Below are 1355 nucleotides of genomic sequence, written 5' to 3'. Positions count from 1 at the left end.
CCCACCTGCGCCTCAAACAACTCCGGAAGCGTCCCCACCGGAACCACAGCAGCCGTGTCATTCCACTCCGACACCACCCGCCGACGCTCAACCTCGCCAAGCACATCCACAGCGCTCAACGGGAGTTCGGGGCCACCCTCCAATGCCCGTTCCAGCACGGACACCAGGCTCTCGGTGGCCGTGCACACCAATGCCGCCACTGCCTCCGAGTCGATCGCAGCAACCGCATCCACGGTCAAGGCAATCTTGGTGCCGTCGTCATCGACCGCAATCGACAGCGGGTAATTGGTCCGCTCCCGGAAGAACGCCAGCTCGACCCCGTCGAGGAGCTCGGTGGTCTCACGGTTGAGTCCGTTGTTCGGGCGGTAGTTGAGTATCGAGGTGAACAGCGGAACGTCCCCCGCCACCGCGCTGGCCTGCTGGGCCAGGGCCAGGGGCGCGTGCTCGTGCTCAAGCAGCGCAGCCAGCTGACCGCGCATGCCCCGCACCGCCGCCACCGCCGTGGTCTCATCCACCCGCATCCGCACCGGCAGCGTGTTGATGAAGGGACCGGGCACCCGGTCCGCGCCGGGGCCTGCGTTCATGCGTCCGAACAGGACGGTTCCGAAGACCACGTCGTCGCGGCCGGTGATCGCGGCAATGACCCGCGTCCACGCCACATGCATCACCGTGGCGGGACTAGCCCCGAGCCGCCGCGCGGTGTCGCGGATCCGCTCGGACAGCTCCGGCGCGAGGGCGGCCATCGCTTCGTTCGAGTCCATGCCGTCCCTGCGCGCGTCGACAAGGCCGTAGGGCGCGGTGGGCTCGTCGACGTCTCCCAGCAGGTCGGCGAAGAACCGCTCGTGCTCCCCGCTTTCCAGCCCGGCGCGCGCCTGGGCGACGAAGGTGCGGAAGGGCAGCGGCTCGGGCAGCTCCGCAGCCCGCCCGGTGAGGAACGCCTCCACCTCGCCGAGCAGGATCTCCAGTGAGGTGTGGTCCTCGATGATGTGGTGCAGGCGCAGCAGCGCCAACCAACGGTCGCCACCGGGCTCCGCCGCCACGTGGACCCGGACAAGCGGGGCGCGGACCAGGTCCATCGACAGACCGACCCTGGTCAGCAGTTCCTGTACCGGATCCGGGCTCTGTACATCCACATGGAGTTCTTCGAGTGGCAGTTCAGCATGACGCCACACCACCTGTACGGGCGCACGGAGCCCTTCCCACATCACCGAGGTACGAAAGACGTCGTGCCTCTCCACCACCTTCTTCAGCGCACGCACAAAGGCGTCGAGCCGCTCGCGGGTGTCGAACTCCAGCACTGTGGGCGTCACGTAGGCGTCCTCGCCGCCGTCGGCGAGGAGGTGGTGGAAGAGCAG

The 1355-nt window shown here is 68.2% G+C and carries 1 protein-coding gene; it reads right to left on the bottom strand.

Translation table 11 applies throughout. From position 1 onward, the window contains the following. The coding region (locus HNR57_RS39100; RefSeq protein ID WP_246555432.1) for a condensation domain-containing protein at positions 1-1355 on the bottom strand (1355 nt) is incomplete at both ends.

This window comes from Streptomyces paradoxus (assembly GCF_014202475.1).
In the GTDB taxonomy this organism is placed as follows: domain Bacteria; phylum Actinomycetota; class Actinomycetes; order Streptomycetales; family Streptomycetaceae; genus Streptomyces; species Streptomyces paradoxus.
The sequence above is the reverse complement of the archived record's forward strand: the minus strand, read 5'-3'. Positions and strand labels throughout refer to the sequence as shown.